Annotated in this window: 18 protein-coding genes and 1 tRNA gene; 6 read left to right on the top strand and 13 right to left on the bottom strand. The window is 52.1% G+C overall.

What is annotated here, in order from left to right; translation table 11 throughout:
* Positions 1-82 precede the first annotated feature (82 nt).
* From Pan241w_RS25735 to Pan241w_RS25725, 3 genes are all read left to right on the top strand, one after another.
* Positions 83-571, top strand: a complete 489-nt coding sequence (locus Pan241w_RS25735) for a hypothetical protein (RefSeq protein ID WP_145221569.1) — start codon at positions 83-85, stop codon at positions 569-571.
* Between the two features lie 35 nt (positions 572-606).
* On the top strand, positions 607-1,149 hold the full coding sequence (locus Pan241w_RS25730) for a hypothetical protein (protein ID WP_145221566.1): 543 nt from the start codon (positions 607-609) through the stop codon (positions 1,147-1,149).
* A 209-nt stretch (positions 1,150-1,358) separates the two neighbouring features.
* Positions 1,359-2,330 carry an acyl-CoA desaturase gene (locus Pan241w_RS25725; RefSeq protein ID WP_145221563.1) on the top strand — a complete coding sequence of 324 codons (972 nt, stop codon included), beginning with the start codon at positions 1,359-1,361 and terminating at the stop codon, positions 2,328-2,330.
* A gap of 143 nt (positions 2,331-2,473) precedes the next feature.
* Here Pan241w_RS25725 and Pan241w_RS25720 read toward each other — a convergent pair whose 3' ends face one another.
* The 7 genes from Pan241w_RS25720 to miaA form a co-directional block, all read right to left on the bottom strand.
* On the bottom strand, positions 2,474-4,102 hold the full coding sequence (locus Pan241w_RS25720; RefSeq protein ID WP_145221560.1) for a response regulator: 1,629 nt from the start codon (positions 4,100-4,102) through the stop codon (positions 2,474-2,476).
* Between the two features lie 240 nt (positions 4,103-4,342).
* Positions 4,343-5,251 (bottom strand): leucine-rich repeat domain-containing protein, encoded by a 909-nt coding sequence (locus Pan241w_RS25715; protein WP_145221557.1) that lies wholly within the window; start codon positions 5,249-5,251, stop codon positions 4,343-4,345.
* Between the two features lie 16 nt (positions 5,252-5,267).
* Positions 5,268-6,041, bottom strand: coding sequence for an SDR family NAD(P)-dependent oxidoreductase (locus Pan241w_RS25710; protein ID WP_198000155.1), 774 nt, complete (start codon positions 6,039-6,041; stop codon positions 5,268-5,270).
* Positions 6,042-6,068: 27 nt separating this feature from the next.
* Complete coding sequence (gene nadB / locus Pan241w_RS25705; protein ID WP_145221552.1) at positions 6,069-7,688, bottom strand: L-aspartate oxidase; 1,620 nt, start codon at positions 7,686-7,688, stop codon at positions 6,069-6,071.
* Between the two features lie 60 nt (positions 7,689-7,748).
* Positions 7,749-8,546 (bottom strand): SDR family oxidoreductase, encoded by a 798-nt coding sequence (locus Pan241w_RS25700; RefSeq protein ID WP_145221549.1) that lies wholly within the window; start codon positions 8,544-8,546, stop codon positions 7,749-7,751.
* A 54-nt stretch (positions 8,547-8,600) separates the two neighbouring features.
* Positions 8,601-9,449, bottom strand: coding sequence for a menaquinone biosynthesis family protein (locus Pan241w_RS25695; RefSeq protein ID WP_145221546.1), 849 nt, complete (start codon positions 9,447-9,449; stop codon positions 8,601-8,603).
* 392 nt (positions 9,450-9,841) lie between these two features.
* Positions 9,842-10,789 (bottom strand): tRNA (adenosine(37)-N6)-dimethylallyltransferase MiaA, encoded by a 948-nt coding sequence (miaA, locus tag Pan241w_RS25690; protein ID WP_145221544.1) that lies wholly within the window; start codon positions 10,787-10,789, stop codon positions 9,842-9,844.
* A 187-nt stretch (positions 10,790-10,976) separates the two neighbouring features.
* On the opposite strand from miaA, the gene Pan241w_RS25685 reads away from it, so the two are divergent.
* Positions 10,977-11,423, top strand: coding sequence for an SRPBCC family protein (locus Pan241w_RS25685; RefSeq protein WP_145221542.1), 447 nt, complete (start codon positions 10,977-10,979; stop codon positions 11,421-11,423).
* 8 nt (positions 11,424-11,431) lie between these two features.
* On the opposite strand, the gene Pan241w_RS25680 is transcribed toward Pan241w_RS25685, so the two are convergent.
* Positions 11,432-13,057 (bottom strand): flagellar hook-basal body protein, encoded by a 1,626-nt coding sequence (locus Pan241w_RS25680; protein ID WP_145221539.1) that lies wholly within the window; start codon positions 13,055-13,057, stop codon positions 11,432-11,434.
* Between the two features lie 307 nt (positions 13,058-13,364).
* On the opposite strand from Pan241w_RS25680, the gene Pan241w_RS25675 reads away from it, so the two are divergent.
* Both Pan241w_RS25675 and Pan241w_RS25670 read left to right on the top strand, forming a co-directional pair.
* The gene (locus tag Pan241w_RS25675) at positions 13,365-14,645 is read left to right on the top strand and encodes a lactate racemase domain-containing protein (RefSeq protein ID WP_145221536.1); all 1,281 of its coding nucleotides are present in this window, start codon (positions 13,365-13,367) and stop codon (positions 14,643-14,645) included.
* A 26-nt stretch (positions 14,646-14,671) separates the two neighbouring features.
* Entirely contained in the window at positions 14,672-15,403 is a 732-nt protein-coding gene (locus Pan241w_RS25670; RefSeq protein WP_145221533.1) for an RraA family protein, read from the top strand.
* A gap of 200 nt (positions 15,404-15,603) precedes the next feature.
* On the opposite strand, the gene hrpA is transcribed toward Pan241w_RS25670, so the two are convergent.
* The 5 genes from hrpA to Pan241w_RS25645 all read right to left on the bottom strand — a co-directional run bounded on the left by hrpA (position 15,604) and on the right by Pan241w_RS25645 (position 26,192).
* Positions 15,604-19,593, bottom strand: a complete 3,990-nt coding sequence (gene hrpA / locus Pan241w_RS25665; RefSeq protein ID WP_145221531.1) for an ATP-dependent RNA helicase HrpA — start codon at positions 19,591-19,593, stop codon at positions 15,604-15,606.
* Between the two features lie 411 nt (positions 19,594-20,004).
* Positions 20,005-21,060: an ankyrin repeat domain-containing protein gene (locus Pan241w_RS25660; RefSeq protein WP_198000154.1), complete on the bottom strand. Its 1,056-nt coding sequence runs from the start codon at positions 21,058-21,060 to the stop codon at positions 20,005-20,007.
* Positions 21,061-21,574: 514 nt separating this feature from the next.
* Positions 21,575-21,649, bottom strand: a tRNA-Pro gene (locus Pan241w_RS25655).
* A gap of 134 nt (positions 21,650-21,783) precedes the next feature.
* Positions 21,784-23,274, bottom strand: coding sequence for a DUF1501 domain-containing protein (locus Pan241w_RS25650; protein WP_145221525.1), 1,491 nt, complete (start codon positions 23,272-23,274; stop codon positions 21,784-21,786).
* Positions 23,275-23,288: 14 nt separating this feature from the next.
* Positions 23,289-26,192, bottom strand: coding sequence for a DUF1553 domain-containing protein (locus Pan241w_RS25645; protein ID WP_232107274.1), 2,904 nt, complete (start codon positions 26,190-26,192; stop codon positions 23,289-23,291).
* Positions 26,193-26,234: the final 42 nt, after the last annotated feature.

Here is a 26,234-nt window from a genome sequence, read left to right as displayed (position 1 = left end):
GTTTTGAAAGAACAGATACGTTCGTTCTCATGCTTTTGTTATACTGCTCACAACCAAATATTGTCAGTTGGGAGCATGTGAGATGAAATTCAGCAAGAAAAAACAGTTAAGAGTAACCGGAGTTGTAATTCTGTGTGGTTTTATTGGCCTGATCTTGTTTCAGACATTTCAAAAACCTGACAGGATTCAATGGCGAAAATATTCGGTAACGCAGATTCAAAACGATCTAGCCCACGGAAAGCTGATTTTGGTCAGTGTTATGGCTTCCTGGAGTCATGGAACGATAATGCATGAAGCACGCTATTCAGAAGATCCATTGGTTCTAAAGCTGATTCAGACATACCCGATTACCTGTTATCAGGTAGATTTAGCTAAGATTCCAGGCGAGCAAATTGACACTTGGAGAAATTATTTTCAGGATGTTTCGGGGCTGGGATTATTACTGCTGACAAAAAATTCACGCGACGAAATTGTTCTACGGCGACTTCTTGCAGATAAGATCACCGGAGAAATAGTCGTTTCCGAAATCGAGCAAATGCTGGCAGAGCCAACATTGAAGGCTAGAGGTTGAGCACAAAGCGATCCCTTCTCAAAGGATGAATCTGTATGTACCAGTCACTCTCCCCCGATCTGCCACCTTGTGAATTAACGCTCCCAGATACTCCGCAAGCAAATTTATCGATCACTCAGTCACTGTCACTGGCCTCGTTCCTGGTCGACAGCTTGTATCTCCTCTGCTGGATGGGCGCGTTCTTACTTCTTGCCATTTTTTTTCTGGTCTTCTTTCTCTTTGCAGAGGACTCCGGCCTGATTATCAATAATATTATTCCGGTAATCATACTCTACATCGTATATCGAATTGGCGTGAACATCACATTTAAGAAGGGGCGAGCACGACTGGTTTCAATGTTTCTGCGGATCATCAACCGCTCAGGAGAAAATCCGGAGAGCAAAGTGAAGGTCCGTTTAACCGCCGAGGCAATCGGACTGCAGACCGCAGAGACACAGCTCACTCTCAACTGGGATCAGGTTGAATCCATTTCGAAAGACGAAAACGGGTTTGCGATCGAGTTTGTAGACAAACCTCACGTTAATCTATCCAGGGACGACTTACCGGCAGTATGGCAAGACGCGTTGACGGATAATTAATCGACGGATGAGATTGCGCGACGAATTAGGCATCAAACTCTTTGGTTGATAGATTATGCGGGTGATTGATTGATATTCTCTATACACCTGTCTTGTGAAAAGCACATCCCTCCCAACCAACCTCACTTCTATAGACACAAATAGCCATTCCCCCTAAAATCGGCCGGTTTTTATTTGCCCCTACACATTGATAGTATTGGTCCTATTGAATGAACTCTCAGCAGACCGTCGCGCCGCGTGTTGAAACTGACAATTTAACCTCTGAGGAATCTGTTGAGACAGTGCCCGCCCAACCGGATGCCCGCGTCGACTGGCCCGTGATCGGCTGGATCGCCGTCATTCATCTGGGACTGCTGGCCGCCCCCTTTTACTTTACCTGGACGGGCCTATTCACCTGTCTGTTTCTGGGGTGGCTGACCGGCGGCATCGGGATCTGCATGGGCTATCATCGCCTGCTCACGCATGGCAGCTTTCAGACGTATCCATTCATGTTTCGTTTGATTGGCCTGATCGGCTTACTGGCCGGACAGGGGCCCCCGATTCAATGGGTGGCCAATCATCGCAAACATCATCTGCACAGTGACCAGCCCGGCGATCCGCATTCGCCGCGCGACGGACGCTGGTGGAGTCACATCATGTGGCTGATCCCCTATCACAGTACGGAAGAAATCCAGGCCACGCACGAGCGCTTCGCTCCTGACCTACTCAAAGACCCGTTCATGCGGTTCCTGCAACGCACGTTTCTGCTCTGGCATATCGGCATGGGCGCCGTTCTCTATGGCATCGGCTACTGGCTGGGTGGATCGGAAATTGCGATCAGCATGGTCGTGTATGGCATGTTCGTGCGACTGTTTTATGTGTTGCATGCGACCTGGTTTGTGAACTCCGCCACACACATCTGGGGCTACCGCAATTATGAAACGACCGACGACAGCCGCAACCTGTGGTGGGTTGCGTTGTTAACCTACGGCGAAGGCTGGCACAACAACCATCACAAGTATCAACGCATGGCTAAGAACGGCCACAAATGGTGGGAACTCGACATGACCTACGGTGCGATTCTCGTCCTCGAAAAACTGGGCCTGGCCTGGAAAGTCGTCAAAACCATTCCCCCTAACGACAAAGAGAATTCCGTCAAGCAGCCCAACTTCGCCAAGCAGCAACAGAGTGTGCAACACTAACTTGTATGAATCAGGTCGACATCACCAGTAAATTTGTAGCGGCAACCCATTTGCAACACGCGTGGGAGCAGTTGCTTTGAAATTGCAACAGTACCGTCGGATAAGCGCAGAGGTACGATGTCGCTCAGTAAATCAAGTTGTCGTTAAACGACTGCTTCCTCGTTGCAGATGGAAGAAATCATCTCGATCATTTTCTTACGATTCACAGGCTTGGTGATGTGATCGTTGCAGCCGGCGTTGATGCACTTTTCACGGTCCCCTTCCATCGCATTGGCCGTCAAAGAAATAATTGGCCCGGAATAACCGTGCTCGCGGATTTTTCGCGTTGCGCCATAACCGTCCAGAATCGGCATCTGCATGTCCATCAGAATCACGTCATAAAGCAAACCCGTTTCCATTGCTTTCACGGCTGCCTGGCGGGCCACTTCTCCGTTTTCAGCGATCGTCACTTCAGCGCCGGCCTTCTTCAGAATGAAGGCAATCAGTTTTTGATTGTCAGGACCATCTTCGGCCAACAGAATTTTTCTCCCTTTCAGAGGAAATTCCGGAATGGCACAGACTTGCGGCTGGCTTGATTCGCTGGCCTCTGTTTCTGGAGCAATGCGCTGCTGTAATTCCTGAAGGCGTTCGACACCATCCAGATTTCCGGTATCTACTGCGGCAGTGAATCGCGAACCTTTGTTACGTTCACTGGTCACTGAAATGTCTCCACCTAACATGTTTGCCAGACGTTTGCAAATTGTGAGTCCCAAGCCGGTTCCACCATATTTACGTGTGGTTGAGGAGTCGGCTTGCGTAAACGGACGGAACAGATTCGATAACTGCGACTCGGTCATCCCAATTCCCTGGTCAATCACCGAAAATTGAATTTGTGGCTCAGCGCCCGGAGATTCAACCAGTTGTGTTTCCAGTCGAATCGTTCCCACTTCCGTAAACTTGATCGCGTTTCCAATCAGGTTGATCAGAATCTGTCGAATCCGCGTGGGGTCAGATTGAATTTCAGCAGGCAAAGGGAACTCATAACTGGCTTCCAGCTTCAACCCTTTGGCTTCCGCACGGACTTGAACCAGTTCCAGCACCTCTTCCACAATTGTTTGAGGCGAACAGGAAATCGATTCAATGTCCAGTTTGCCTGCTTCAATTTTTGAGAGGTCCAGAATATCGTTGATCAATTCCATCAGGTGCCCGCCGTTGCGTTTGATGGTGTCCAGCGAATCCAGAAATAATTCGGGCATCTGATGTGTTTTGGCTTCCAGCTCCAGAAGTTCCGTGTATCCCAGGATCGCCGTCATGGGAGTACGGATTTCATGACTCATGTTCGCCAGAAACGCGCTCTTGGACTGATTGGCGGTTTCTGCCGCCTTGCGTAATGTTTTCTGTTCTCGCACCAACTGCAATGCACGAATCGCATTCCTGACGCGGGCTTGAATTTCCGAATCGGTCGCCGGCTTCGGAATATAATCGAAGGCGCCTTCCTCAAACGCGCGGGTAATCCCTTTGCCGTCGTTGTGCGAGGTGACCATGATCACGGCAACTTCTTCGACCTTATAATTTTCGCGAACTTCCTTTAAAACGGCAAAGCCATCCAGAACTGGCATTTCCACGTCGAGTAAAACGATATCCGGCTTCAGCTCATGAACTTTTTGACGCCCGTCTTCTCCATCAACGGCAGTATGCAATTCATAGTCGTCCTGAGTCAGTGCTTTGCAAAGGATGCGTCGCACCACATCCGAATCATCGACAATCAGGATCTTTGATACTGGATTATTCATTTTCTTGTTTTCTAGCTTGGGACACAGATTTACTGCAGTCGTAAAACGAGGAGTACACGTTGTAAAACTAGATCAAAGAAATTCCCCAGTGCGTAGTGAATCAAAAAATCAACGTTTTTTTAAGCTGAAGCAAAAGACCGAGGTCCGGTTAGACCGTTTGAGCATATTCTTCCACGATTTACACTGAGGGATAACGACCACACAAACTGATAGGTCTTTCCAGCGGTGCGGTAAAATCGTTCAGTCGTCGGACACACGCAGTGCAGGGATTTCCTGCTTCAGCGTCTCCAGCATTGCATCCGAAACACTCGTATTGCTGAGGCTAAGCTCCACCAGATGCGGCGCAGAAGAAAGATACGCCACCCCGGCATCGGTCACTTTGGTGTGGTCCAGAATCAAAACTTTGAGCTTCGGCAGCCGCGCCAAAATTTTCAAACTTTGATCGGTGATCTGTGTCCCATCCAACACAAGCGTTTCCAGATTTCGCAGCCGGGAAATAATGGACGCACTTTGATCTGTAATCTTGCAATTCGATAAACCAAGACCGACCAGGGTCTCTTTTGTAGGCCCGTTGTTCAGTGCTTCCAACTCGGCTTCGTGAAATTTCGAATCTGCCAGATTGAGGTGTGTTAACCCTGTAGAATGTAACGCAGAGGCCAAGGCTGATTTTTCAATTTGACAATCGGTGAGTCTAAGAACTTTCAATTTAGGGAGCTGAGCAATCGCAATCGCTCGATTCTGATCAATCGCAAAACTTTCTAGATATAATTGTTCCAGCTTGGGAAATGATTGCAATAAATCGAACAGCTCATTAATTTCATCTGGATTACTTTGGGGGACATGTCGCAAGTAGATTGCGAACAGAGATCGATGATACCGAATAAAGGGTGCGGGAATAAAAGCGGGACCTGAGGTCTTATCATATTCTACACGGACAATTTCTCCCTGTTTACTAAGACTAGCAGATTCCAGATATGCACCGTATCTTTGAAACACAGCAACATTAGTATGAAATCGGACAACCAGAAAGATTGAATACGCACTAGCTGAACACACAAGAATCAAAGCGGCAATCAAAGTGCGGCGAACGAGAATTCGTCTGTTGTTTTGACTCATACGAACAACAGTGGATTCCCCATCAGAACTCATTAAGACTCCTGTCCCATCAACGCGCCGTCCAGCCACCGTCGACAGTCACCATACTGCCCGTCATATAACTTGATGCATCGCTGGCTAAGAAAATCGCGGCACCCTGAATTTCTTCCATTTTGGCCCAGCGGTTCATCGCCACTGCGCCCACGATGAATTTCTTGATCTCTTCGGTTTCGGCAAACGGTTCATTCATTGGCGTGAGAAACGGCCCCGGGCAAATCGCATTACAGGTGATGCCGTATTCGCACAGCTCCAGACCCAGCGCCCGCGTCATCTGGACCATGGCCCCTTTACTGGCGGTGTAAGGCGTGCGATTGGACATCCCCACCAGTCCCAGCGTACTGGCTAAATTGATAATCCGACCATATTTCGCCTGCTTCATATGCGGCACGACTGACTTGGCACACAACCAGGGGCCGGTCACATTGACATTTTGAACTTCCTGAAATTGTTCGAGCGTCAACTCATCAATCGGCCCGCGAATATTAATCCCCGCGTTGTTGATCAGAATATCAATCTTTCCGAATTCTGAAATTGCCCGGTCGGTCATCGCGGCAACCTGCTCCGCATCCGTCACATCCGCCTGGACTCCGATCACTTTTACGCCATAATCTTTCGCAATCTGTGCCGCCGTCGCTTCCACTTCAGCCTGATGCCGGCTCGTCAACAATACATCCGCGCCCGCAGACGCCAGCCCTTCCGCCATGGCGGAACCCAGACCTTTAGAGCCCCCGGTAATGATGGCAGCACGACTCGTTAAATCGAACAGTTTGATTCCAGGCAGCATGGAAATTCCTTCCTCTTAGATGGTTTCTCAACAGGTTGAATGTACGGAAATATGTTTCTGATACGCAGGATTCGTCTCTGGAAAATCACTACGATAATGCACGCCGCGACTCTCTTTGCGTTCAATCGCAGAGGTAATCATCAACTGTGCGACGAGCAGCATGTTCTGCAGCTCCCAGCCGCTCAACGTTTTGAATTCGCGATCGACAACATAACGACTCCAAAAGTCGACTTTGTCTTTCGCGTTTTGCAGCGACTCTGCATTGCGTGTAATGCCGACATCGCGCCACATGAGGCTGGCTAACGAGTTGCGCAGGTCCTTGCTGTTTAAATTTTCGTCCGAATGCTTCTCTTTGTCCCAGTCAGGCAGCAGCGAGGCAGTGAACTGATCCGGCTGACTGAGTGCCGCCGCCGAAGCTCCACGTCCCGCAGCAGCGCCGAAGATCAAGCCTTCCAAGAGACTGTTGGAAGCCAGTCGGTTACTTCCATGCAGGCCGGTCGATGTCACTTCGCCCGCTGCCCAGAGATGGGGAACCGAAGTCCGTGCCTGCAGGTCGGTCTTCACACCGCCGATCATATAATGCGCGCCGGGACGCACGGGAATCTGATCTTTGGATAAATCCAGTCCGAAGCCGGCACAGACTTTTCCAATGTTGGGGAACCGCTCTTTAATCAACGCGGGATCCAGATGGGTCAAATCCAGATAGACACACGAATGATTCGTTTTCAGCATTCGATCGGTGATCGCCCGGCTGACAATATCTCGATGTGCCAACTCCTGATCGGGATGATATTCGGACATGAATCGTACACCGTTGCAGTCACGCAGATAAGCGCCTTCGCCACGTACCGCTTCCGAAATCAGATACCGCGCACCACCCGCAATATAGAGCACAGTCGGATGGAACTGCATGAATTCCATATCCTGCAGCAGAGCCCCCGCCCGAAACGCGATGGCATGCCCGTCGCCCGTTGCCAGCGGCGGGTTTGTTGATTCACGAAACAGACAGCCCGCCCCACCCGTAGCCAGAATGACCTGTTTGGCCCAGACCAGTGTTTTTCCGTGATAGCGATTCCAGATAATCGCACCGCGGCATTTGCCGTCTTCTGTGACCAGATCCAGGGTCGGCGTTTTCGTCCAGGTTTGAATGGAAGGTCGATCATGCACGGCGGAGACCAGCGATCGCATCAGTTCCCGGCCCGTCGCATCTCCCATGGCATGCGCCACACGACGATGGCTGTGCCCTCCTTCTTTCGTGAGTGCGATCTTGCCGTCTTCGGTATCAAAGTCAGTGCCGATCTCGATCAATTCCTGAATGTGCCGCGGTGCTTCCTGACAGACATATTCCACCAGTTCTTCATCACACAAATCCTTGCCGGCTGCCAATGTGTCTTGAATATGGTTGGTGATGTTATCTAGCGGGTCCAGCACACCGGCGATGCCACCCTGCGCATAAGCACTGTTTGACTGGGACACTTTCCCCTTATTGACGATAATCGTTTCCAGGCGGGGATCAATTTCCAGTGCCGCTCGTGAACCGGCAACACCACCACCTATGATTAAAACATCGGTGAAGATGTGCGGAATGCGTTTCGGATTGATACGAGCAAGATAGCGTTGACCAGGTTCAATGAGAATCGGATCCAAGTCTGCGTGCTCCTTAACCTCGTCCGGTTTCAGCTGCGAGACAGGGCAGCTTCGCGGAAATCAAATTGTCATACAGGAAAAACCACCATCGACGGCGATATTCGTTCCAGTGATGAAACTACCCGCTTTCCCGGCCGCCATCAGTAACACAGCACCCGCCAGTTCTTCCGGATCACCAAAACGATTCGTCGGTGTATGATTCATAATACTGGCGACACGCTCTGGTGTCAGCACTTTTCGATTCTGCTCTGCAGGAAAAAAGCCGGGAGACAGGGCATTCACTCGAATTCCCTGTTCGGCCCATTCTCGCGCCAGGTTCTGCGTCAGATTCAACACTGCCGCCTTCGACGCGGAATAGGTAAACACGCGGGAAAGCGGCGTGATCGCACTCATCGACGCAATGTTGATGATCGAGCCGGCCACGTTCTCGTCCAGCATCGCCTGACCAAATACCTGGCAGGCCACTTTGACACTCAAGAGATTGACGCGGAAAATCCGCTCCCATTCTTCGTCACTGATTTCCAGGAATGGTGTGGCGGCGTTGATCCCCGCACCATTCACCAGAATGTCAACTACCTGGCCTTTGGCTTTCAGATGCGCGACCACTGCTTCGAGATCAGAGCGGCTGGTGGAATCAGCGGCGAAGAATTCGGCACTCCCCTTTAGTGCTTCGATCTGTTTCACACGACTGTCGCCGTTTTCCGCATTGCGACCGACGATGACGACATGCGCGCCGGCTTGCGCCAGTGCATCGGCAATGGCGCCACCCAGAACTCCGGTGCCGCCGATCACAACCGCCGTCTTACCAGACAGGCCGAACAAGGCCTGCAAATATCCGGATGAGTTACTTTCACTCATCGCATACCACCTTCTCTATCTCGATGAATCAACACGCAGTCGTTGAGGGAGCGCTTAACCAATAAATTCCAGTTTGACCGGGTTGGGGATGATGCCGGCTTCGTAGCCCTTATTCAGCAAGAGCGCGACGGCTTCGCGGCCCTTTTCACCGAAGTCCAGAGTCCAGTCATTCACATACATGCCGACAAATTTATCAGCGCTGCCCCGGTTCAAATCGCGACCATACTTCAACGCATGATCGAGCGCTTCATCACGATGCTCCAGACCGTACTCAATGCTGCGCTTCAGAATCGCAGTCACCTCTTCCATCATTTCCTGGCCCATGTCTTTACGGATGGCATTCGCACCCAGCGGCAAAGGCAGGCCGGTTTCTTCGTACCACCACTTGCCCAGATCAACGACCAGCTTCAGTCCCTGGTTTGCATAAGTCAACTGGCCTTCGTGAATGATCAGGCCGGCGTCGAACTTGCCTTGTTCGACCAGGTTCAAAATCTCATCGAAGGGATGCTCTTCGTATTCGAAATCATCGCCCAGCAACAATTTCAAAGTCAGAAACGCGGTGGTCAGCTTGCCGGGAATCGCAATTTTTTTGCCGCGCAGATCGTCGATCGACCACTCTTCGCGGGCCACGACCATCGGCCCGTATTGATCTCCCATCGAAGCACCACACGAACAGATCGCGTAGGTATCCGTCAGATAAGCATAACCGTGCAGGCTGACCGCGGTGAGTTCCAGCTCCGCATTGAAGGCACGCTGATTGAGTGTTTCAATATCTTGTAACTCATGAGTAAATCGATACTTACCTGTTTCGATCTTGTCATTCGCCAATGCATGGAACATAAAGGCGTCGTCCGGATCGGGACTGTGGCCTACCTGAATTAATACTTTCTCATCGGTCATCATGGATCACACACTAATTAAGTTGAAGAGGGAAAAACCAAACGATTGAACACCGGCCCAAATACCAGTCTCAATTGCAGAATACAGTTAAAAAATTCTTTGCAAGACACTATAGAGAGTTCCCCACAACTTAGCCACCTTCCAGCAAAAACAACTTCTCCAGCCAGATCCACGAACAAATCAACATTCTTGAAACGTTTGATATGAGGAAAAAAGCAGTGTATGTTAGAATATGTGTTGTTTTTTATTTACTACCACGAAAAAGTGACCTACCATGAGCGGGTCGGCGCTAGCCACCGTTTTTTAAATCAGGTAACCGAACTCACAAACGGCGGCTAGCGCCGACCCGCTCACAATTGGTATCCGTTACGCGTATTTTCGTGGTAGTAAAAAAATTAGTTATTTCGTTCAAACCCCAGGATCTTCTTCAGCAGGTCAGCCGGTTTATCTTCCGGGTGAACTGGCAGTTCGCGGCATTCTTTGATGTTGCGGAAAAATGTATGCTGCCGTTTGGCGAAGCGGCGGGTCTGCTGTTTGAGCAGTTCGACGGCTCGTTCGTAGGTACACGCGCCTTCCAGATAGTCGATCAGTTCCTTATATCCCAGTGCCTGCCGAGCCGTACGGTCCATCGGCGGATCGGCTGCGAGGATCTGTTTCACCTCGTCGAGCAGCCCTTCTTCCAGCATTTGATCGACACGAAGATTAATCCGCTCGTACAGCCACTCCCGATCCGGCAATAACCAGTAGACATGCGCCGGACATTCCTCTGGCGTCAGAATTCCTTCCGCGTGCTGAGCAGAAAGGGGAACGCCGGAGACGTGATACACTTCCAGTGCCCGCGCCACGCGGCGGACATCGTTTGGATGCAACTTCTTCGCCGAGACCGGATCGACGGCTGCCAGCCGGCGGTGCAGTACTTCATTTCCTTCGGTCTCTGCCAGCGTTTCCATTTCGCGACGATAATCCCAGTCGGCAGAAGGGCCGTTGAAGACGCCGCGCAAGATCGCCCGTAAATAAAGCCCCGTGCCCCCCACGAACAGCGGCGTGCGGCCCCGCTCAATGATCTCGCGGCAGCAGGTTTCCGCCGCTTCGAAATAATCGGCCACACTGTATTTTTCATGTACATCGATCAGGTCCAGCAGATGATGCGGCACCCGTTCCCGTTCTGCGGCTGAGGCTTTCGCGGTGCCGATATCCATGCCCCGATACAGCGACATCGAATCCATGGCCAGGATTTCCGCGTTGAGATGTTCGGCCAGCAACAGACTGAGCTCGGTCTTGCCGCACGCGGTCGGACCTGCCAGAAACCAGCACTGTTGAAGGACTTCCGTTGGAAATTGCATAATCAATTCATCTCATATCAACCGAACCGCACACGCCTGAAAGAGGAAGACTCTTGCGGCTCGGACTCGTCATTTTCAATTCATTTGACTAGGATACACGCTCGGAATGATGAGCCGCTCAAAGTTCTGGTCTGTTATTCTGCTATGTAGTATATTAATTCGCGACACATGTCGAAAGAGAGAGACGATGGCGACCTTCGAAACCAGCGTTCAGTTAACTACCACTCCCGAAGAGATTTTTGAATTTCTGATTGATACCGATAACATTCTGAAAATCAGCCCCCCCGACACCGGTCTGGCTTTCACCAAAAAACCAGACAAATTATCTCTGGGTGCGGTTCTCGAATTTCAGATTCAGGGCTTCGGCAAAGTGCAGGAAGGGACTCACGAAATCATCGCCTTCGAAAAGCCCGACTTTTTCACCGAGAAACAGATCTCCGGGCCGCTCAAATCATACACGCACGAACATCGCATCATATCCAGCGGCGACAATCAGATCACCCTGATCGATCGACTGGAGTTCGAACCGCCGGGCGGACTGCTCGGCTTTCTAATCACCGAATCGAAGCTGCTGGATCTGTTTGACGAAGGCTTTTTCCACCGTCATAACGCATTAAAAGCGATCTTTCCGTAAGATGCGGCTCACTTCAAAATCGGGCGGCTTCCCCGCTGCAGTCGTTGATCTCCCGGACGGGCGATGCGATCAGCGGGTAAACCCAGGTCGGCTCGAACCGGCTCTTGTGGCTCCGTTGAGTAGACCGTCTTCAATGCGTCCAGACGCTGCTTGATGAGCGAAAGTGCTTCCAGCTCTTCAGGAATCGAGACATTCGAAGTTTCTAAAACTCCGGCACGCACCAGGCCGGCCCCTTTCGCGCCCGGCGATACGACCCGTGGTTCACCCGAACGGGGCGTCGCGACAAACAGACAGGACTCGCGTGGAAATAGTTCACTCGCATCCGTAAAACAGACAAGCGAGATCTTCCCCACCGTTTGTTCCTGTTCTTTTTTGTCTTCCGAAACTACAGCCGTCACAACACCAGTCTCAGAAATCTGAACTGAATGGGCTTCGGCGGGCAGCGTGATCTCAGGCAGAATTAGATAATTAATCTGCGAACCTCGAATACAAAGCCGTCGCTCACCGTCAAACATCAAACGCCCTGATCGAGTAAACGCCGTTAGTTCCCCCAGCTTGACCTGCAGAAATCCAGATCCTTCGATAGCAAGATCCAGTGCGCGTTCTGTCTTAATCAGTTCGCCATTCGTCTGAGAAACCCGGGTTTGCAGCACCTGACTTCCCATCCCGACGGCGATCGGCGGTGCCGAATCCGATTCCTCGCTGGCCGGTGTTTCAAGATATTCATAAGGCAGCGCTTCGAATTCCACATAAGAACGCTTGAACCCAATCGTTCCGGCATTCGCAATATTATTCACAATCACATCACGCGACAGCCGCAGTGCATCCACGGTCGGCTTGAGCCGTTGCATCAGTTCATCGCGATCCGCTTTCGAGGAAAAGCCGATAAAGCCCGTTTCATCGGAGTGCCCACCGTTTGATGATGAAACCGGCTGTTGTGGAGCCGTCCCTTCAAAACCTCTGAGCGGCTGCTCCCACTTCTCTTCGGGAATTTTCATTGCACTTTTCGGCTGCAGCAACTTGCGAATCGAAAGCAGATCCGAGGCCACCTTGTGAGGCACACCCTGCAATTCTTCAAACCAGATTTGTAATTCTTCTTCTGAAGCGTGCGGCAGATGTTCGCGAATGATCGAACGCGTGATCTGGTCTTCTTTGGAATTCGAATGCTTCTTTGAATTCGACAGTGGTTCTGCATTGAGTGGTGGCATCAGTGGGCCAGGAGTCTGGGGAAATTCCTGCGATGGTTTCGTAAACAATGGGAGAGAAGGACCGGATTTTTCCAGTTCAGGAATCGAGTTCTCCTCAATTCGACCAGGGGCCTCTAATGCAGGACCATTGATCGCAGGACCATCGGCAGTGAATTCGTCCGAAACAGCCGGTTCGTTATTCTCTTCTGCCAAAGCCAGTTCTACCGGGATCAAAGTCTGATCAATGGGAAACGGGCATTCGTTGGTTTCGGCTACAGCCAGCTCGTTAGGAGCCTTTGCTGAACTGCCATCGATGGCAGCCGTCAATGTCGACGCTTCATCGGCAAAACCCAGGTCTCTTAAATACAGAACCCCCTGGATAAATAACACACCAGACAGAACACAAACGGAAACAGCAAAAATGATCCGCTCAAAGTTTTTTCTCATATCTGCTTCCTTGCAGCAACAAGGCTCGACATCCAGTTTCGACTTGCTGATTGGTCTATCAAAATCAGAATCGTTAAGGTATCGAAATCACCAATTTAGAACAAGACGATTCCTGTCAGCGCCGCAAAATTCCAAACATCCTCGCGAAGCCTGAACTCACGTTATCTTAAGAATCTTAACCTGGAACACGCCCGGATGTAGCGTAAACACACACGATTTACTTACAATAACAGACTCTTCATAATAGACGCGATTTGAAATCCTGAAGACCAGCCCAAATGACTCCTTGATAATTCAAAGCCCCACAATGAACATCCCGCTTCCTAAGGTTTACCGAATTCGCCAAAACTTCCAGTCTTCTCGAATCGAGAACGTTCCCGAAGCGGTTCTGTCCGAACTTCCTAAAATCAATTTAGACAAAGTAGTCAAGCCGGGAGAAACTGTTGCCATCACGGTTGGCAGTCGTGGCATCGCCAATATTGCTGCGATCATCAAAACCACTGTCGACTATCTGAAATCACTGGATGCTGTCCCGTTTATCGTCCCCGCTATGGGCAGTCATGGTGGCGGAACCGCGGAAGGACAGGCGCAAGTCATCGCAGCGTACGGCATTACCGCCGAAACGATGGGCGTCGAAATTCGTTCGTCGATGGAAACCGTGACCGTCGATACCACGTCGCACGGCATCCCCGTTCATTTTGACAAGCACGCCTACGAAGCCGATCACGTCTTGATTTGCGGCCGCGTTAAACCGCACACCCGTTTTGTCGGCGATATCGAATCGGGCCTGCATAAGATGATGCTGATCGGCCTCGGCAAACACGAAGGCGCCAAAATCTATCACCGGGCGATCGAAGATCTCAGCTTTGAAGAAATCATCAAAGCCGTCGCTTCCTCGATCTTAAAGAAATGCTCGGTCGTCGGCGGGCTGGCGATAGTCGAGAACGCCTACGATGAAACCGCGCTGATCGAAGCCGTGCTGCCGGAACAGTTCTATGAACGGGAAACCGAGCTGCTGAATATCGCCCGCGAATCGTTGCCCCGGCTTCCGTTTGAGAAAACCGATCTGTTGATTGTAGACCGTATCGGCAAAAACATCAGCGGCTCCGGGATGGATGCCTGTGTCATCGGCCGCAAGTTTAATGATCACGCCGCCACCGAGCGGGATAATGTCTCCGCTAAACGCATCATGATTCGCGGTCTGACTGAAGAAACGCACGGCAACGCCTGTGGAATTGGCCTGGCCGAATTCACCAATCAGCGCACAGTCGACAGCGTGGACTGGAAAATCACCCGCATAAACGCTAATACTGGTAGTCATCCTACCGCAGCGATGGTGCCGCTGGCCTATGAAACAGACCGCGAAGCCATCGAGGCTGCACTACAGACCATCGGACTGGTTCCGCCGGAAACAAGCCGCATCGTACAGATTTATGATACTCTCGAATTGAGTGAAGTCATCGTCAGCGAACCGTATCTGGAGGAGATCAATGCGCGTGACGATCTGGAAATCATCTCCGGGCCGTTTGAGCTGCCATTCGATGCCCAGGGAAATTTGACCTCCGTTTTTGAAAAACCGCATCATTAAAATTTAACCTCAATAGGAAGAAATTCATGTCCACCGAAGGCCTCTCTAACGCTGCCCTTGAAGAACTCGCCAAGTACGACACACCGACTGTCTGCAACGTCATCGAACTCTGGAACATCCGCCCCCGCAACACCGGCTACATGAATGATTCCATCAAAGCCTGTTTCCCCAAGATGCCACCGATGGTTGGTTACGCTCTGACATCCACCTTCCGCAGCATGGCACCACCGCGCAGCGGCGATGTTTACTCAGGCCTTGATGCCCAGGTCGCTGCGTTTGAATCTCTGCCCGGTGCACCGGTTGTCGTCTATCAGGACATCGACGAACCAACGGCGTCTGCCACTTTCGGCGAAGTCATGTGCTCCACTTATAAAGCTTATGGCGCGAAAGGCATCGTCACCTCAGGCGCCGGCCGCGATCTGGACCAGGTCGAAGCCCTCGACTTCCCCGCCTTCACTAACGGCACCAACTGTGCTCACGGCTACTGTCACACACTACAGGTGAATGTACCCGTCACGGTCGGCGGCATTCCCATCTATCCCGGCGATCTCTTGCACGGCGATTTGAACGGCGTGACCACGATTCCGACGGAAATCGCCTCCGAAGTCGCCGATGCCTGCAAAGACCTGATGAAAGCCGAAGACATCGTGCTTGATTACCTGAAGAGTGGTAACCTGACTCCCGAAGGTCTGGGAGAAGCCCGCAAAGAGCTGGCAGCCGAAATCGGCAAGCTCGGCAGACGACTCCGCGGCGAATAAACGATACCCGCAACAAGGAAACACACCAAAGCTGGCTCGTTGATGAGCCAGCTTTTTTATTTGTAACGTTCCAAGACTTGAGCGGCACGGCGCTAGCCGCCGTTTTTTATAGCACGCTGAATAGAACAACCGGTGGCTAGCGCCATTCCGCTCATGGTAGGTAAGCGCTTATCTTTTTAGTGGTAGTAAAAACGAACGAATCAGTCCCGCACTGCTGCCCACTGCTGATCTAGAATTTTCGGCGAGACTTTCAGCGCTGTTCCCAGTTTCTGAGCAAACAGCGACACGCGAAATTCTTCCAGCATCCAGCGAAACTTGATCAACTGTGGATCAATAATTTCCCGTTCATAATGCTGCCGGGCCCGTTGGGAATACATCTCGAAATACCGTGAGATGCTGCGGATATTGCTGATGTCCTTCTGCAGTCCGGTGCCGCCGAGCTTGCTCAACCGCAGTTCGATCCCCTGCAGATATCGTGGGAACTGCTGCAACCAGGGGTAAGGCGTGCTCACCAGAAACCGGGCGTTGATCATCGCGTTCAACTGCGTCCGCATATCATGCAGCGGTTCACTCCAGGCCGGCACTTTGGTTTTATCCAGCGTTACCTTGATCTTATGATACTGCTCGAACAGATCCGGCAGAAGACTCGCCAAATCCTGGGCGGCGACCGGAATCTGGTTCCGCCATTCTTTCACCAGCTGACGATACTGGGCTTCATTCCGAGGCAGTTGTTCCTTCCTGCCAAACAGCGTCCGTTCCGCCAGCAGTTCGATGAGTTGCTCCCGCAAATTGATTCCGCCAATTGCCGTCACGTACAACGACATCCGGTTCAAACCGGGCAAATTATCAATCTGCGCTTTCAAACGGCGATGTTCAGACAGGATAAACAGCCGCCTCAAACCAAACCGCGTCTCATAGGCAGCCCGTTCGGGTGCGTCGCGCAGACAGAGGGCCACCGTCGTGCCCTCATCCAGTAAGCTCGGAAAACCGGTGAGCGAAAGCTGATCGTGTTGAATTTGTACCTCGGTCGGAAAATCGCCGAACGTCCAGTCGATCAATCCGGTTTGACTCCAGTGATCATCGGAGAGTGCCGAAAAACTGTCAGCGGCTTTGGAACCGTACTCCTGACGTAATTGCGTCAGATTCCGATTGACGGCGATCGCTTCGCCTCCCTGATCAAGCACGCGAATATTCATCTGCAAATGTTGCGGCAGCCGTTGAATCTCAAACTGATCTGCGGTGATCCGCTCGCCCGAAATCTGCGACAGCATCTCGGCGACGGTTTCTTCAAACGATCCCTTGCCGAACTCCAGCTTGCTGACGACCTGCTTTGCCGTCTCCGGTGCCGGCACCAGCATTCGCCGCACTGATTTGGGCAGCGACTTGATCATCGCTGCCACTTTTTCTTCTAACAGTCCCGGCACCAGCCAGCCCAGCCGGTGGGGGGAAAGCTGATTCAAGCTCTCCTGCGGTATCGAAACCGTGACGCCATCTTCTTCTGCACCCGGTTCCAGATGATATTCAAGCGGGAACTGCATCTTGCCCATGTTGATCGCGTTCGGGAATTCGCTCTCGTCAATCTCTTCCGCCTGCGTTTCGAAGAAATCTTCGAGTCGCATATTCAGCAGCGTCGGTGTTTTGCGGCTGGCGACTTTCCACCACTTCTTCAGACTCACCGCATCGTAGACGTCTTCGGGAATTCGCTGATCATAAAACGCAAACTGTAATTCCTGCGACGGAATTAAATCGTAGCGCCGCGAGCGGGCCTGTTGCTGTTCGAGATCGTTGAGAAATTTCTGATTATGCGCCAGGAAATCGATCTTGAGATTGATGTCCCCTTCGACAAGTCCGTACTGTAGCATCAGCGTTCGTGACTGTTCGGGATCGATCTTTCCGTAATGCACGGGGCGGCGGGGGACAATCGTCAGGCCGAACAGCGTGACTTTTTCCGTCGCCATTGCCGAGCCCGCATCACCACTCCAGCGGGGATCGCTCCAGCTCTTTTTCACCAGGTGCGGGGCCGCCGGCTCAATCCAGTTCGGCGAAATCTTCGCGACCGTGCGTGCGTAGCGCTTGCTCGTTTCAATCAACTCTGCCGAGATGACCCACTTCGGCTTCTTCTCGAAAATTCCTGAACCAGGCCAGATAAAATACTTCTGTTGCCCCGACCCCGTGTATTCATTCGAGTCCGACCGCATGGCAATGTTCGAGAGCAAGCCCGGCAGCAGCGCCCGGTGGATGGCCGCTGAATCGTCTTTCCGCGGGTGCGGCTTCAGCCCCGTCTCTTCCACCAGTTGTCTGAGTTGCCGAAAGATGTCGGCCCACTCTCGCAGTCGATTGTACGACAGAAAATTCTGCACGCACGCCTTCCTCAGGCGGCTATGAGAGAGATCTTCTTTCAGTTTGTGATAGAAGTCCCACAGTTTAAGGAAGCTGAGGAAGTCGGAATCTTCGTCGCGAAACTGTTCGTGGGCTTCGTCGGCTGCCTGTTGTTTGTCAATCGGTCGTTCCCGCGGGTCCTGCAATTCGAGGGCCGCCGCGATGATCAGAATTTCGTGCAGACAGTTTTCATCGTGTGCCGCCAGAATCATGCGCGCAATGCGCGGGTCGACCGGCAGCCGACTGATCTTGCGACCGATGTCTGTCAGCCGGTTTTGTTCGTCAATCGCGCCGAGCTCAAACAGTGTGCTGTAACCGTCGCGTATCGCTGCCGTTTTGGGCGGATCAATGAACGGGAACTCCTCAATAGCCCCCAGTTTCATATTCAACGTCTGCAGAATGACCGACGCCAGATTTGTCCGCAGAATTTCGGGCGACGTGAATTCGTCACGACTGTTATAGTCGGCTTCACTGTAAAGGCGAATACAGATTCCCGGTGCGACACGGCCGCAGCGACCGGCCCGCTGATTGGCGGAGGCTTGCGAGACCGCTTCAATCGGCAGACGCTGCACCTGTGACCGACTCGAATAACGGCTGATGCGTGCCAGCCCCGTATCAATCACATAGCGAATGCCGGGCACGGTAATTGATGACTCGGCCACGTTGGTTGCGATTACAATCCGCCGGTACGAAGAGGGCCGAAAGACTTTATTCTGCTCGGCCGTTGATAAGCGACCGTAGAGGGGTACGATCTCCGTTTGCCGTCCGCCGTCATCACCGATGATCGAGCGTCCCCGCAGCAGTTTGGCGGTTTCGCGAATGTCCCATTCAGTGGGTACAAATATCAGAATGTCCCCCTCGTCAATGGCCGCCAGCTCGTTGACCGCATCCGCCAGGAGTGACTGTTCCTCGGCCCCGTTGTTCTGTGACCTGCCTTGCGCTTTTTCCGTCGGCTCTGCATCCAGGGGCCGATAACGAATCTCGACCGGATACGTCCGCCCCGAGACATTCAGAATCGGTGCCGGCTTATCCCGCGTTGAAAAGTGTTCGCTGAAGCGTTCCGCGTCGATCGTCGCGGAGGTGATGATCACCCGCAGATCCCGGCGTTTGGGCAGCAGACGTTTGAGGTAGCCCAGCAGAAAGTCGATGTTCAACGAACGTTCGTGTGCTTCGTCGATGATAATCGTATCGTACAGATTCAGAAACCGGTCGGTCTGCGTCTCGGCCAGCAGGATGCCGTCGGTCATCAGTTTGATATAGGTGTTCGGGTTGGTCGTATCGGTGAAACGAATTTTGAAGCCGCAGGCAGTTCCCTGTTCGCGGCCCAGCTCTTCCGAGATCCGCGCCGCTACTGAGCGGGCGGCGATCCGGCGGGGCTGCGTGTGCCCAATGATGCCGCTGATGCCGCGTCCCATTGAGAGCAAAAGCTTGGGCAGCTGCGTCGATTTTCCCGACCCGGTTTCGCCACAGACGATGACCACCTGATTCTCTTCAATCGTCCGCTGGATCGTTTCCAGTTCTTCATGAATCGGCAGGCTCTGGTCAAACGTGACTTCCGGCCGCAGCTTGAGCCGTTCTTCCCGCCGGGCCAGGGATTTCTCCAACTCGTCCTGCAGTCGCTTCAGATTCCTGTCGAACGGCTTTTTGTTTTTCTTCGCTTGCTTGATCGACCGCAGCCGTTGCGAAAGCCGAAACTGATCGCCGGCCATCGCTTTGGCGATCAGCGCCGGCAGTTCCGACAGCGCAGCGGGCGAACTCTCACTGGCGGCACCAGCATCAGCAGCAGCCGAATTCAATTCACCACGGGACATCAGACAACAGCTAACATGAAAAAATCAGGGAAACAGATCATTGTACGCATCAGGACCCGCATTATGAATCCAAAGTTCGGCAGCGCGAAGGGTTTCCGCCCGGTTTTGTCAGAATACCAGTGGGAACGGGGGATGAGAGACGGTTTGACGGCTGTTTTCGTGAAGATTTGTGTTGTACCCGATTTGGTAACCGTGAATTGCTTTGCACGGCCGGACAACGCAGGTCCGTCGCACACGGAGATTCTTCTCTGTTGTCGACAGCCTGACAAGTACGTTTTTTGCTACCACGAAAAACACGAAAAGTCACGAAATGAGATTAATTTGAACAACGTATCAGGGATGGTCTCGGTGGCAATCCGGGATTGCCGCAGGTAACAGGAAGTGGCAGAACGAACTTTTAAAATTTGATCGCTAATTCTCACGCCTCTGTTTATCAATAAACGGCTTGTACTTTTTAATGATTTGCGATTTGTCCAGATTGGGTAAGCCCATTCTTCTTCCTGACATAATGAAAGACCAGCGACGTGCATCATCTTCTGCAGGGAATTCAGCGCCGTATTCTAGCAGCAATTCTACCAAAGGTGTCTGATTCTGCATGATGGCCAAGTCAATTTCCTGCATGCGAAATGATCGAGGAGCTCCTTGAGAAGTCAGCGTCTCCAAAATATCACGGTTTTCAGCAATCACTTTTCGAAAATGCTGATCGAACTTTCCTCCCGTTGCAAATTGTAGATTGATCTGGTCGCCATACTGGTTCAGCAGGCCGCGTTCATGTTTAAAATGAATCATTGAAATTCCATCTGAAAGAATGCGTTCTTTTACTTTAGGACTAAGAGAACGGACCAACTGTGGGTCTTCAGCCAGCATGTGCCGAGCCCGTTCACAGTTGCCGAGTCCCATCACAATTGGCAAGTCCACTCTCGCGCCATGATCAACCAGTAGTTTATAATAATCAGGATCTCTCGCATAACTGAGAGGGGCAACCTCTCTATCATTCGGTTTATTCGGATCTGCCCCGTTCGTTAATAACAGGCGGACCAATTCATAACGCTCATCTTTCAGCGCAACATGCAAAGGCGTTTCCCCGTAATCACCCCGTGCATTCATATCTGCCCCTGACTTCAGTAACAGTTCGACTTCTTTGATTTTTCCCTGATGGACTGCCAGATGCAGTGGCATATTACCAAATTCGGTTGGTTCATGGATACTGTCGGGGTTCTCTTGCAGCGCTTGTTGTACTTCTTCGAATGTGCCATATTCGATGGAAAACTGGAGTGGCGTTAAGGTTTTGCGGGCTTCTTCCAACTCTTGAGGATCGAACTCTGTTGATGCGGGGGGATCAAATTCCTGCACGGAAGCACCTTCCTGTTTTGAACAACCTGTAAGCAGAATCTGACAACAGCAGAACAGAACATAGAACGTCCAGCATCCACGTTGACGTTGATAAATGATCTGTTTAACACTCATGGAAATCCGACTTCTATTGAGACCAATGTGAGGCATGCAATAGAAACGATCTGCTTGCTGATCTCACATGATGCAGGACATTCCGCTTCGCGAAAATACCACGTTCATTAGAATCGGAAATAAAGTTTCATGGAAGTTAAAACTTGATGAATCTGTTCTGATTCAGTTTTAAACCATGAATGGAACGAAATACATAAAAGAAAAGACTTTGGAGTTCAGCAGAACATCGTGGAATTCATCTCAGTTCGTGTGTTTTCGTGCCTTTCGTGGTAGAAAGAAAATCCTGAAGAGATCAGGGTTCTTATCAGATCACGTTCCCCGTGTGCCACGGCCCGGCTTGTCCGGCCGTGCTGGTACAAAACTAGAGAAATCTAACCTACCTGCATTGCGGTTGGGGCGTAAAAAAAATCGCGAGGGTTTCGCGATTTTTTGTCGTGCTGAATTGTTCGGGTTCGTTTCAGGAAACCGCTTGTACGGTATTCCTGTAAACCCATACCCCATAGAGGGTTAGAAGTCGGGGCGACACGATTCGAACGTGCGACCTCTGCGTCCCAAACGCAGCGCTCTAGCCAAGCTGAGCTACGCCCCGCAACTTAATCAGTTGGCACAGTTTAGAGAGACACGCCATATGCGTCAATGGTTCAACGGGCTGTCTTACTAAAATATGCCATGGATATCCCCATCCGAAGTCTGGGTCTGAGGATATTTAAGACATCATCAGCATTAAGCCAGGATTTCTTTAATCAAATTGCCATGTACGTCCGTCAAACGGCGGTCCAGACCATTATTATAATAGGTCAGTTTGTCGTGCTGGAAGCCGAGCAGATGCAGGGCCGTCGCATAAAAGTCCCAGACGGTTGTCGGGTTCAACTCGGCACGGCGGCCGAACTCGTCGGTGGCACCGTAGCTGGTGCCACCTTTGATACCCGCTCCCATCATCCAGCAGGTAAAACCGTCCGGATTGTGATCGCGGCCCAATGTTCCCGCCTGGTGGGTGGGCATGCGGCCGAATTCCGTCGTCCACAAAATCAACGTTTCATCCAATAAACCCCTTTGCTTCAAGTCGGTCAACAAAGCGGCCGTCGGCTGATCGAAAATCGGGCAGTGCCGTTCGTAGTCGGCTTTGAGGGTTTTATGCGCGTCCCAGTTGAGTAGACCATCCACGCCCGAAGCCCGTGAAGAACAATACAAATTCAGATAACGCACGCCCCGTTCCAGAAACCGCCGCGCAAGCAGACAGTTGCGGGCATACGCGGCTTTCAGTTTGTTCGGGTCGTTCGTGCCATACTGTTCGTGGATCGACTTCGGTTCCGAGGCGAGATTGGAAACTTCCGGTGCCGAGAGCTGCATGCGTGCGGCCAGTTCGTAAGCTTCAATCCGCGCCTGCAGATCGGAATTTCCGGGGCGCTGCTCGGCGTGCCGTTGATCGAGGAACTTTAAAAAGTCGCGGGTCGCCTGTTCTTCTTTCGGAGAGATCCCTTTTGGAACTTTCAGATTACGAATGGGAGACTGCGCGTTCATGACGATCGCCTGATGTTGTGCGGGCAGGTAGCCATTGCTCCAGTTGGCTTTGCCGTTCGGAGGTTCGCCGCGAATATCGGGAATTGCGATGTACGCGGGCAGGTTTTCATTTTCGCTACCCAACGCATAGCCGAGCCAGGCCCCCGCACTCGGATGCCCTTCGGTATCGTGGCCTGTATTCATGAAGACACAGCCGGGGCCGTGGGTGTTGGTCTTGGTGGTCATCCCATGCAGAAAAGCGATGTCGTCAACGTGCTGAGACATGTGCGGCAGAATGGTAGAACACATCTTGCCGCTCTCGCCCGCCGGTTTGAAGGCCCACGGGCTTTTCATCAGGTTTCCGTTTTTCCCCTGAAAACTGAGGAAGTTCTCTTCGCCGGGCAACGGCTTGCCGTGATATTTTTCCAGGCTCGGTTTATGTTCCCAGAGATCCATGTGCGAAGCGGCTCCCGGGCAGAAGATCTGCAGCACCCGTTTGGCTTTGGCGGGAAAGTGCGTTTCGTTGACGCCTGGTTGCCAGTCTTTGTTCTGCTTTGAACTGCTCGACTTGGACGCGGCGGAGAGATCGTTGAGCAACAGATTCGTCAGGCCGAGGCCCGCCATTCCGGTGTAGACGTTGGAAAAGAACGAGCGCCGGGAATGCACCTGCTGTAGCAGACGACAGGTCGAATTAGGATCAAAAGGATTTAACATGCGGGTTCACCACTTCAATCAAGGTAAATCAGTTCGTTGGAATTAATCATCGCGCGACAAAAGGCGGGTAGACCGTTCGCTGCGATCAACGCGCGTGCCGCCTGTTGTTCCTGCGCGATGGGAGGCCGCGCGTATAACAGACGAAAAGCGCGATCGATCTGCTGATCGATTTTGTCTGTGCCCGCTTCCTGCTGCAGACGTTCTGCTAGGAACTGGGAAAGGTCCAGGGTAAATTGATGGTTCATGAGCGTGAGTGCCTGCAGCGGCGTGGTTGTTGCATTTCGTTTAGAAGCAGCAAACGCGTTATCGGGACAATCGAAATCGGTTAGCAAATCGATGCGGGCCGCGCGGGCGTTCTGATGATAGACAGCACGGCGATACGTATCCGGCCCGAATGTTTCGCGGGGTACATAGGTGGCAACGTTGTCCTGCAGATATTCATATAGACGAAAACCGGGACCGCCCATTTTGAGATCGAGTTTGCCGGACACAGAGAGTAGTGTATCGCGAATTTCTTCTCCCGTCAGACGACGTGGCGGGAAGCGCCAGAGAAAACGAGAATCGGAATCGATGCGGGCTGCCTCTTCGCGGAAGGTGCTCGCCTGCTGATAGGTTTCTGACAGCATGATTTGCTTCTGAATGTCTTTGAGCCGCCAACCGTTCTCTTGAATCTGAACCGCAAGCCAGTCTAAGAGTTCAGGATGTGTAGGACGCGTGCCCATGTACCCGAAGTCGCTGGGCGTTGAAACAATGCCAGTACCGAAATGGTAGTGCCAGAGTCGATTGGCGAGCACACGCGGCGTTAGCGGGTTCTCTTTTGCCACCAGCCAACGGGCTAATGCCAGACGGCGTTCTCCCTGTGGCGCATCGGCCTTCAGTTCATAGGCTTTGGTGACATTACTGAGCGTGGACATACTCGCGGGAACGACAGAGTCCCCTTTGCGTTGTGGATTTCCGCCGACAAAAATGTGGAACGGGCCATTGACTTGCTTATGATTGCCGACCCACCAGGCAGGCAGCGGGGGAATAGCGGCCAGTTCACGGTCGGTCCTGGCGATGTCTGCGTTGATTTTACTGAGCCGTTTGTTTTCGTCGGGTGTTGCTTCCAGAATAAAGAACCGTTTACGGCGGTGTCGGGTATTGACCGGTTTCCGATCCTGGGACGAGGCGACTTCACGCCAAGTCTTACCATCGGATGAGACTTCGAGTTTATATTCTGAGAGGAACGTGGCTTTGTAGTTACTCATCGCGGCGCCCGAGCGATCGCTGGAGAAGACGATTTTATTGATCGTTTCCGGCTGGGCAAACTCAATTGTCAGTTCCGGGCTGCCCGCGATCCAGCAGGCACCAATTTTGCCATCGATGGTCAGGCTCACATCATAGGCACCGGCAAAGTCACCAGCGGTGCGGCTGTTGGCGCCTTTCGCGATACCTCCGTTTGTCGCGAGTGCAACATTACGAGGCGTCTTTTCGTCGGTCCAGACTTCGAATTCATCCACCCGATAACCGGTTTTCGCCCAGGGGCTTGTATCAAGTCCCAGTGAGGTCAGCCGCACAAATTTCACGTTGACTGGTTTGAACGTATCTTCCACTCCTGTTCGCTTCACAGGTTCACGCACCCACGGTTTTTCGTAGTCGGCGGCTTTCTTTTCTGCACGGGCCTGAATGGCCGATTCGGTTTTTGATTTTTCTTTCGTCAGCTCTGCTTTGCGCGCATTGAGTGGTTGGAGTTGTGCGTTGCGTTTCTGTTGTGCTTCTTTTGAGGCAATCACGCGACTGCCGTGAAACACGCCTGAGAAAGTGGCATACAGGCTGTAATAATCCTGTTGCATCACCGGGTCGAATTTATGATTGTGACAGCGGCTGCAGCCGACGGTCAGTCCGAGAAAGGCTTCGCCTGTGGTGCGAATCATATCGTCAATTGTATTCGCGCGGATCTGAGCCTTTTGAACCGGGTCCTGATTGCCGACATTGTCGTACGGTCCACAGACAAGGAACGTAGTGCCGACTTCGACACTGGGATCGCCTTTGCCAACCACATCGCCGGCCAGATGTTCGATGACCATCCGGTCGAAGGGTTTGTCGTCGTTGAACGACTTGATCACGTAATCCCGAAACGGCCAGGCATTGTCGATGATCACGTTCCGCTCGAAGCCGTTACTCTCGCCGAAACGGACCACATCCAGCCAGTGGCGGCCCCACTGTTCTCCATAGCGGGGTGAAGCTAACAGCCGGTCGATCAGTTTTTCGTAGGCATCGGGTGAAGCATCGTTTTCAAAGGCGGCGACTTCTTCCGGCGTGGGGGGCAGGCCCGTCAGATTATAAGTGGCCCGCCGGATTAAGGTTCGTTTCGAGGCGCGGGGCGAAGGCTGCAGGTTTTTTTCCTGTAACTTTGCGGCGATGAATCGATCGATGGGATGTTTCTGCCACGATTCAGGTACGTCTGATGTGGCGGGATGATTGTTCTTAGCTAAAGGCTGGAGCGACCACCAGGTTAAGTCGGCTTTGGATTTTTCCTGCAGTTTTAACTTTTCCGGCCATGGGGCGCCCTGTTTAATCCAGCGACTGAAAAGGGCGACTTCCTCTTTTGAAAGGGGCTTCGCGCCTTTGGGCATTTCTGCTTTGCCAGTCTCGGGATCAACCTGAATTACTTCCAGCAGATAACTTTCAGCGGGCTTCCCCGGCGTGAGAAAGCCGTTCTCTTTGAGTGATTGCAGTGAATTCAGAGAGAGCTCCCCTTTTTCGTTGCCTGGTTTATGACAGCGAATGCAGTGCTCGACGATCAGAGGTGCGATCTGTGTTTCGAAATCGACGCTGGTTTTCGATTCGGGTATTTTTCCGGCAGCCGGCAAGAGTAGACTGAGACTGGCAAAAATGAGACAGACCAGGCCGGATCGGGTTATTAAACTTCGTATCACTGGGTTTTCCTCAACTGTTTCTGCTGCGATGCGTAGAAGTCC

Source organism: Gimesia alba (genome assembly GCF_007744675.1).
In the GTDB taxonomy this organism is placed as follows: Bacteria; Planctomycetota; Planctomycetia; order Planctomycetales; family Planctomycetaceae; genus Gimesia; species Gimesia alba.
This window is presented reverse-complemented; position numbering and strand designations above follow the sequence as displayed.

Bases quoted from the DNA above. Each gene is read 5' to 3' on its own strand.
- Pan241w_RS25700 (WP_145221549.1), bottom strand. From the start codon at position 8,546: ATGAGTGAAAGTAACTCATCCGGATATTTGCAGGCCTTGTTCGGCCTG.
- Pan241w_RS25730 (WP_145221566.1), top strand. From the start codon at position 607: ATGTACCAGTCACTCTCCCCCGATCTGCCACCTTGTGAATTAACGCTC.
- Pan241w_RS25675 (WP_145221536.1), top strand. From the start codon at position 13,365: ATGAACATCCCGCTTCCTAAGGTTTACCGAATTCGCCAAAACTTCCAG.
- Pan241w_RS25695 (WP_145221546.1), bottom strand. From the start codon at position 9,449: ATGATGACCGATGAGAAAGTATTAATTCAGGTAGGCCACAGTCCCGAT.
- Pan241w_RS25725 (WP_145221563.1), top strand. From the start codon at position 1,359: ATGAACTCTCAGCAGACCGTCGCGCCGCGTGTTGAAACTGACAATTTA.
- Pan241w_RS25670 (WP_145221533.1), top strand. From the start codon at position 14,672: ATGTCCACCGAAGGCCTCTCTAACGCTGCCCTTGAAGAACTCGCCAAG.
- Pan241w_RS25680 (WP_145221539.1), bottom strand. From the start codon at position 13,057: ATGAGAAAAAACTTTGAGCGGATCATTTTTGCTGTTTCCGTTTGTGTT.
- Pan241w_RS25715 (WP_145221557.1), bottom strand. From the start codon at position 5,251: ATGAGTTCTGATGGGGAATCCACTGTTGTTCGTATGAGTCAAAACAAC.
- hrpA (WP_145221531.1), bottom strand. From the start codon at position 19,593: ATGTCCCGTGGTGAATTGAATTCGGCTGCTGCTGATGCTGGTGCCGCC.
- Pan241w_RS25660 (WP_198000154.1), bottom strand. From the start codon at position 21,060: ATGAGTGTTAAACAGATCATTTATCAACGTCAACGTGGATGCTGGACG.
- Pan241w_RS25710 (WP_198000155.1), bottom strand. From the start codon at position 6,041: ATGCTGCCTGGAATCAAACTGTTCGATTTAACGAGTCGTGCTGCCATC.
- Pan241w_RS25685 (WP_145221542.1), top strand. From the start codon at position 10,977: ATGGCGACCTTCGAAACCAGCGTTCAGTTAACTACCACTCCCGAAGAG.
- miaA (WP_145221544.1), bottom strand. From the start codon at position 10,789: ATGCAATTTCCAACGGAAGTCCTTCAACAGTGCTGGTTTCTGGCAGGT.
- Pan241w_RS25735 (WP_145221569.1), top strand. From the start codon at position 83: ATGAAATTCAGCAAGAAAAAACAGTTAAGAGTAACCGGAGTTGTAATT.
- Pan241w_RS25720 (WP_145221560.1), bottom strand. From the start codon at position 4,102: ATGAATAATCCAGTATCAAAGATCCTGATTGTCGATGATTCGGATGTG.
- Pan241w_RS25650 (WP_145221525.1), bottom strand. From the start codon at position 23,274: ATGTTAAATCCTTTTGATCCTAATTCGACCTGTCGTCTGCTACAGCAG.